The following is a 7,435-nucleotide window of genomic DNA, read 5'->3' on the forward strand; positions in this document are numbered from 1 at the left end:
AAAGGATCTCATCCGTTTTTTCACTAAAGAGGGGTAAATAGCCATAATCACCTCCGGCAATGATTTAGAGTATTGACCATTGCGAGGGAGGTGTAAATTAGGAAGTTATTTTTAGACTATTCCTAAAGAATCCTGAAATGCAAAAAAGACTGGATCAAGTCCTCAACTTTTTAAAAGAATGTGGGCTACCTATTCAAGTTTGAACATCAATTCAGCTTTTCAAAACATCGAATAAACACCGCACTTCTCACACAAGAATCTCTCTGCTAACAGGACAATTCACTATAATTTATGCCTTTTTCTGTACTGATAGTCATATTCATTTTTATAGTTTCACTAATAAACGACCAGTATTAGTTATCTCATTTATGTATTAATAAAAAAGGCTCTGCTCCACTACACTCTGACTGCATTGATCACTTCATCAACGCACATCAGGATATGTCATGAGCAATCAACTTCCCTCACTGCTGATTCAGAAAGATGAAAATCGCTTCGTTGAAGACGGCGCGATGTTTTATGAGGACTTTGTCGTTGGCCGAGTGATTGAATCCAGTCATGGCAGAACCATTATTGAATCAGATTGTGTTTCTCTGACCATTCTTCTGGGTATTGAGTCTCAGCCACATACCAACCGAGACTTCGCAAAAAAATCAGAGTTTGGCGACCTGATCGTTGAGCACATAGTCACCTTTGGGATGGCAGTGGGCATTCACTCACGCCTGATCAGTGGTCATGCAGCGGCTAACCTTGAGTTTGATGAAATCAAAGCACTCAAACCCGTCAAGATAAACGACACTATTTATGTTACCTCAGAAGTTATCAGTGCCCGTGAATCTAAATCCCGCCCGAAACAGGGTCTGGTCAAAGTATTGCTGAGCATTCGGAATCAACACGGTGATGTTGTAATGACCGGGACAAGGACCATGCTGGTATGGAAGCGCAGTGCTTAACCGGGGAAACCACTATGAGCGAACAACAGATTGCCATACCTTGTGTTTACATGCGCGGTGGGACCAGTAAAGCCGTGTACCTGATGGGCAGCGATCTCCCTCCTCCCGGAGAGAAACGCAACAAAGTCCTGATGCGCATCATGGGCTCGCCGGACCTTACCGAAATAGACGGTATGGGCGGAGCCCAAATCGTCACTTCCAAACTGGCCGTCATTGATCCTCCCTCCAGGTCCGATGCCGATGTCGATTACACCTTTGGCCAGGCAGAGATTGATCACCCTCATATCGATTACGATGCCAACTGCGGCAACATCTCCTCAGCTGTAGGCCCCTTTGCTATCGACAGCGGTCTCATCAAGGCTCAGGAACCCATCACCCGGGTCAGGATTCACAATACCAATACCGGCAAAATTTTTATTGCCGATGTGCCTGTAGTGAATGGTGAGGTGGCAGTACAGGGTGACTACAGTATCGCCGGAGTGCCCGGAGCCGGTGCCAGAATTGATCTGGATTACAGCGGCACAGCCGGTGCCGTCACAGGAAAATGCCTTCCCACAGGCAATGTCACAGACACCGTGACGCTGGAATCCGGAAAGACGGTTGAAGTGACTGTTTTTGATGCTGGAAATCTGGGCATTTTTGCCAAAGCTTCAGACCTTGGAGTGACCTGCCACGAGACTAAACAGGAGCTCGATGAAAATCAGGCTGTACTGGACAAAGTGCGAGAGATACGTGGTAAAGCTGCCCAGATGATTGGCATGTGTGAGCGCTGGCAGGAGCTGGATACAGTATCACCTCTGCTGCCATTGGTGATTCTGGCTAAAGAACCGGAAAGCAAGGATGAAGATCTGCGCGTCCGGATGTTTCTGCTCAACAAGTGTCACCCAGCCCTGGCAGGTACTGGCTCTGTCTGTACATCGTCGTCAGGGGCAGTTTCCGGCACCATTGTGAATCAACTGGCCACCATAGCGAGCACCGAAGAATACACTCTGAGAATCATGCACCCCCAAGGCATCATGCCTTTGCATGTTGCCAGTCGCAGTGTCAGTGGTCAGCTCTGGCCTGAATTTCTCAAGATCCAGTACGGTCGAACAGCCCGAAAAATCATGAGTGGCCAGGTCTACATCCCCAACATCGAATATTGATCCGGTTATGATGAAGCACACTGCATTACTGGTACTTGATCTGATCAATGATGTTGTCCATCCGGATAGCCCTATTGCTTCTGCCGCTCAATGCGTCACAGAAAAAAACCTGATTTTTAATACCAATCATCTGGTAGAGCAGATCCGAAAAAAGGGCGGATTGATCCTCTTTTTCAAGGTGGGTTTTTCAGCCAGCTACATTGAATGCCCCACTCAGCCCTGGTCTTTATTCCGGGGGGTGCGTGAGCCTCGTGCCTATGAGCTGGGCCAATGGGGCACTGATTTTCACCCGGACTTGATTATAAACGACAACGACCCTGTTCTTGTCAAACACCGGATCAGCCCTTTCTATGCAACAGAGCTGGAAGCGATTCTGAGTGCCCAGTGTATTAACAGACTGCTCATGACGGGTGTATCAACCGATTACGTGATTCAGTCATGCGCCCGTGAAGCCCATGACCGTGATTATGACGCGGTGGTTGTCGAAGATCTCTGTGCCGCTTCTACCAGCGAAATTCATGACCAGGCCATTGCCAGCCTGAAAAGACTGGTCAATGTTGTCCATTCATCCGAACTCCTGCAGGAGTGATCCCATGTCTTTTAAAGAAGAATACCGAAGCAAGCTTCGCTCTGCCGCCGACGCTGTTCAGATCATTCCCAAAAACAGTACCATGGCCATTGGCCTGGGAATGTCTGAACCTCCTGCATTGCTGAGCGCAATAGAAGACCGTGTTAAGTCCAAGGAACTTGAGAAGCTCCGCCTCTATTACATGCACCCTGCTACACCTTTGCAAAATACCCTGCTGAAAATGGAATACCTGGATATTGTGGATCTTTATCCTTTCTATGCCACCCACAAGGAATGGGAACTGTTGAAAGAGGGCCTGAAAGAAGGCGTTAAGCTGGTCAATTATATCCCGGCTAATTTTCACCAAATACCTTACATCATGACACATGATCTGACCCTGAATACCTGCGTCGTCACTGTATCTCCCATGACAGGAGGGGGCTATTTCAGTACCGGCACCAGTTCCGACTATACGATTGTGGCTGCCAGAAATGCCAAGCAACTGATCATAGAAGTGAACGAGAATATGCCACAGGTATTCGGCAATACTTACGTTCATATCTCAGAAGTGGCTGCTATTGTCGAAAATACCGTTGAACTGCCCCAGGAACCTCCTCATAAGGAACCCAGCGCTATTGATGAAAAGATTGCAGGCCATATCATTGGGCAGTGCTCGGATGGCATGACGATTCAAATCGGTGCTGGCAACGTACCCAATGCGGTCTGTAATAAGCTCTCACAGTTCAATGACATGGGCATTCACAGCGAGTTACTCTCCCCTTCTATGGTACAACTCATCAAGTCAGGTAATGTTAACAATCGCCTGAAGAACATAGATGTGGGGAAGTCTGTGTTTACACTGTCTGCCGGGAACACAGAAATGTTTGAATTTATTCACAACAACCCCGGCATTGAAGGACACCCTGCCTGTTATGTAAATGATCCCTGTGTCATTGGAAAGAACGACAGAGCCTTTTCACTCAATGCTTTTGTCGAGATTGATCTTTTTGGACAGGTGAACGCCGAATTTATTGCCGGTCACCAATACAGCACCGTCGGCGGGCAACTGGATTTTATTGAAGGCGCACAGCGCTCGAAAGACGGTGTTTCCATTCTTGCAGCCACATCAACAGCAGGGGGTGGAAAATTCTCAAGAATCGTAAAATCCATTTCCGGTCCGGCCACGGACACCCGTAACTCCATTCAGTACGTTGCCACAGAATATGGCATTACCAGCCTTCGAGGAAAATCAACTTCAGAGCGAGCCAGAGCTCTTATAGCTCTTGCTCATCCGGATTTCCGCCCCGAGCTGGAAGAATATGCAAAGTCTCAGCACTATATCTGATGGGTTAAGAATCGTTTTTTCAAGGGGCTGAACTGCTCAGTCCCACTTAAGTTATAAAAAACCAACTTAATATGTCTACCTTAACCTTTCCCATCAAACTATTAAGTAATTGTACGGAAATAGGCCAGTTGCCCCCCCTCACCACGATGACAAAGAGGCATCAGGTGATTAGAATTCGCAAACTATAATCAATAACCCCCCCAGGTAACTGAAGCATTATGCATAAAGTCATTGAGACCCCGGATGCACCTCCTGCCATTGGCCCATACTCCCAGGGGATTCAATTTGGCAACCTGATTTTCACCTCCGGCCAGCTGCCCATTGAGCCCGAAACCGGAGAAATGTCTGAGGACACCAAAGAACAGGCCCATCAATGCCTGAAAAATCTGAAGTCTGTTCTGGAAGCTGCCGGCAGCAGCCTGAGCAAAGTCAAAAAGGCGACTGTGTTCGTAAAAGACATGAACGACTTTACTGACATCAATGAAGTCTACAAGCAGTACTTCACGTTCCCTTTCCCGGCTCGTAGTCTGGTAGAAGTGGCGCGTTTGCCAAAAGATGTGAAGGTAGAAATTGAAGTGATTGCTTCGGCTGAATAATCAGTTTCTCCAGCATGGGGGCATGAACGCCCCCAAATGCCTTACCACATCAGGTCATCCGGAATTTCATAATCCGCGTACCACTCCTGCTCTTCCTTAGTCAGATCACTCTGACTTTCAGACTGAACCACTACGGCAGTAGGCTCGCGCTCTTCTATCTTCCTGGCTACCGTGGCCGGTATCACCCGGAACTCGTCTTCATCTCCCTGACTCAGCACACCGATCGCCAGCAGCCCACGACTTAGTTTGTCCTGCATCCCCCCAGAGACATAAATCTTTTTCACTTTGCCATCGACAACAAAGTTGTAACCTACATCACCGTCTTCACGAGGAATCGAGTTTATATCAATCAGCTGGCGCACCTGCGCCTGCAATGCTTTTTTCTGGCGCTCTTCTTCCAGCTGACGATTGAGCTCGCGATCTCGCTCAATCTGATCCGCTTTCTGCTTTTCCAGCTCTATACGCCGTTTTTCCTGATCAGTCAGCTCGCCACTCTTGGCAGCCTGCTTTTTCTTTTTCTTGCTACTGGTTTTAGCTTTCAGTGCCTGCTGCTTGGTGGCCAGGCCAGCTCCCATTAGCTGGTCTCTCAGTGATTTACTCATGGATTGCTCAAAATAGATAAGATCGAAGATCGGAGAAATTTCAGGGTTCACATATTAGCAGCCGCTTGATTATGGAGCCAGCCAGAGTCTGACTACCATCAAAAGAATATCCATATAAATCACCCGATCATTGCTGGCAAAGTAATTAAGCAATTTTACCTGCTCACCTAAAACTGAACTCAGTTTATGCAATGAGCCTCTACCCTCATAAGCCACCTGCATATCAATCACCAGAATGGCTACCTTTTTTCCTTGCTGTAAGAGCTGCTCGATATGAGCTCTGCTTTCATCAAACCCGGCTTCAACAACGGATACGATGCATAACATCGAAAAAAAGATCAGAGTTTTCATTGCTGTCAGTTAGAAATGTCAAAAGGGAAAGTTGTTCCCCAGGCATGCAGTCTGGTGCCTCCTGCCGCTCCCTCTTGACTGATTCTTAAGAATGCAAAAATATACCTTCAACAGAAGGCTTGCAGAAAAGCTACTACGTGCTTGAAAATAGACTATTCAACTCTGGAAAGCAGTCAAGGGTGACGCTAACAATGAAAACCAATATCACATTGATCGGTATGCCAGGCGCAGGCAAAAGTACCGTCGGTATTATCCTGGCCAAAGATCTGGCTTTTGGCTTTCTGGACACTGATGTTCTGATTCAGATCAGCCAACAGAAAACCCTGCAGGAAATTGTTGACGTGTCAGGCTATATGGCACTTCGAGACATTGAAGAAGCCGAACTACTGAAAGTTAACCTCAAGCGCCATATCATCGCCACCGGTGGCTCAGCCATCTACAGCGAAGCGGCCATGAAACACCTTGCGAAAGAATCAGTCATCGTCTTTCTGGATCTTGATCTGGAGCAAATCCGGGAACGAATTCATAACTTTGATACCCGTGGCATCGCTCGTTCTGAAGATCAAACCATTGAGGATCTGTTTGAGGAGAGAGTGAAGCTGTACAAGAAATACGCGGATGTAACCATGGATTGCCGAGAGCTGGATCAGGACAGCCTGGCTCTTGAAATTATCATGAAAACCAAAGCTCTTTTATAAATGACACATTCGTCGATGGAGTGGGAGCAATGGACACCACTCCTGACGAATTGAAGGCCATTCCTGCAAGCACTTTCAGTGATTCAAAACCTGCTCCTGTACACACCCAGTGATCTGAAACTCATCCTCACGATCCGATCTTTCTACCCAAAACACCAAGCGACACCGACTGACTATTATTGAAATAAGGTTTCAAAACAGACAATTTGCAAAAAGCTAATGGAACCGCAATGTCTTCGTATGCTGACCTGAATGTCTCCTATACTTTTTGTTTTCCTTCTGAGAACAATCCATTGTTATGCAAGGAAGATTAAAAAGCATTTACCGGGAAACCATAAAACAGTGGAGAGCCGTTGTTGCCAGCTCTGTTGGTGGAGTACTGGAGTGGTACGACTTTGTTATCTATGGTTATCTTGCCCCAATCATGGCCTCGAATTTTTTCCCTTCAAGCGAACCTTTTCTGGCCCAGTTAGCTACCTTTGGCGTATTTGCTGCCGGTTTTATTTCTCGTCCACTGGGTGGATTGTTACTGGGCCATATTGGTGATCGCTTTGGTCGAAAACCCGTTTTATGGATATCCGTCATTTTAATGGGGGCGTCCACAGCCGGGATTGGTTTTCTTCCAGACTATTCACATGCTGGCGATTTAGCCCCGATCCTTCTGGTCGGTCTGAGGGTTTTACAAGGACTATCTCTGGGTGGGGAGTTCACAGGCTCAACCATTTACATGGCCGAACTGGCCAGTATAAAGAACCGAGCTTATCTGGCCAGCTGGCCCGAGTTCGGTTGCCTTTGTGGCTTTCTCGCTGGCTCCAGTATAGGTATGCTGCTAACAGCAATACTGACTGAACAGGTAATGTATGAATGGGGATGGAGAATTCCATTCTGGATAGGCGGCGGGATTGCTATTTTTGGCGTATTAATCAGGCAACATCTGGTCGAAACAGAGGCGTTTCTGTCTGCTGAACGATCAGGAGAAATACCGGTAATTATTGCCTTTAGGTGCTATTGGAAAGTTGTGGTGCAGATCGTTTTCCTAGGAGCCTGTCGGACTTATGCTTTCGAGCATAAATTTCAGTAGAACGAGTCGACAGTCTTGAGCGTTCTAGACAGCTTCGATGGATTCGTGAGAATAGTTGACCTATTTAATCGAATAATTGGGCCGTTCTTTCTGGAA

General features: G+C 47.1%; 9 protein-coding genes. 7 read left to right on the forward strand and 2 right to left on the reverse strand.

Annotated features, from left to right (window positions below):
* The first annotated feature begins 446 nt into the window (after positions 1–446).
* The 5 genes from ACR2PX_RS11675 to ACR2PX_RS11695 all read left to right on the forward strand — a co-directional run bounded on the left by ACR2PX_RS11675 (position 447) and on the right by ACR2PX_RS11695 (position 4,607).
* Positions 447–953, forward strand: a complete 507-nt coding sequence (locus ACR2PX_RS11675; protein ID WP_433999533.1) for a MaoC family dehydratase — start codon at positions 447–449, stop codon at positions 951–953.
* Positions 935–2,098: a 2-methylaconitate cis-trans isomerase PrpF family protein gene (locus ACR2PX_RS11680; protein WP_433999534.1), complete on the forward strand. Its 1,164-nt coding sequence runs from the start codon at positions 935–937 to the stop codon at positions 2,096–2,098. Before ACR2PX_RS11675 ends, ACR2PX_RS11680 begins: the two co-directional genes overlap by 19 nt.
* Positions 2,099–2,105: 7 nt before the next feature.
* Positions 2,106–2,687 (forward strand): cysteine hydrolase family protein, encoded by a 582-nt coding sequence (locus ACR2PX_RS11685; protein ID WP_433999535.1) that lies wholly within the window; start codon positions 2,106–2,108, stop codon positions 2,685–2,687.
* A gap of 4 nt (positions 2,688–2,691) precedes the next feature.
* Complete coding sequence (locus tag ACR2PX_RS11690) at positions 2,692–4,011, forward strand: acetyl-CoA hydrolase/transferase family protein (RefSeq protein WP_433999536.1); 1,320 nt, start codon at positions 2,692–2,694, stop codon at positions 4,009–4,011.
* Positions 4,012–4,229: 218 nt separating this feature from the next.
* A complete protein-coding gene (locus tag ACR2PX_RS11695; protein ID WP_062267922.1) occupies positions 4,230–4,607 on the forward strand; it encodes a RidA family protein in 378 nt (125 codons plus the stop codon).
* Between the two features lie 41 nt (positions 4,608–4,648).
* Here ACR2PX_RS11695 and ACR2PX_RS11700 read toward each other — a convergent pair whose 3' ends face one another.
* The gene (locus ACR2PX_RS11700) at positions 4,649–5,209 is read right to left on the reverse strand and encodes a DUF2058 domain-containing protein (protein WP_433999537.1); all 561 of its coding nucleotides are present in this window, start codon (positions 5,207–5,209) and stop codon (positions 4,649–4,651) included.
* Positions 5,210–5,278: 69 nt separating this feature from the next.
* Complete coding sequence (locus ACR2PX_RS11705; protein WP_433999538.1) at positions 5,279–5,560, reverse strand: hypothetical protein; 282 nt, start codon at positions 5,558–5,560, stop codon at positions 5,279–5,281.
* A 191-nt stretch (positions 5,561–5,751) separates the two neighbouring features.
* On the opposite strand from ACR2PX_RS11705, the gene ACR2PX_RS11710 reads away from it, so the two are divergent.
* Together ACR2PX_RS11710 and ACR2PX_RS11715 are read left to right on the forward strand one after the other, a co-directional pair.
* Positions 5,752–6,258 carry a shikimate kinase gene (locus ACR2PX_RS11710; protein ID WP_433999539.1) on the forward strand — a complete coding sequence of 169 codons (507 nt, stop codon included), beginning with the start codon at positions 5,752–5,754 and terminating at the stop codon, positions 6,256–6,258.
* 298 nt (positions 6,259–6,556) lie between these two features.
* Complete coding sequence (locus ACR2PX_RS11715) at positions 6,557–7,339, forward strand: MFS transporter (protein WP_433999540.1); 783 nt, start codon at positions 6,557–6,559, stop codon at positions 7,337–7,339.
* The last annotated feature ends 96 nt before the right edge of the window (positions 7,340–7,435 follow it).

Origin of the sequence: Endozoicomonas sp. (assembly GCF_051008435.1) — a bacterium.
Lineage (GTDB): Bacteria > Pseudomonadota > Gammaproteobacteria > Pseudomonadales > Endozoicomonadaceae > Endozoicomonas_A.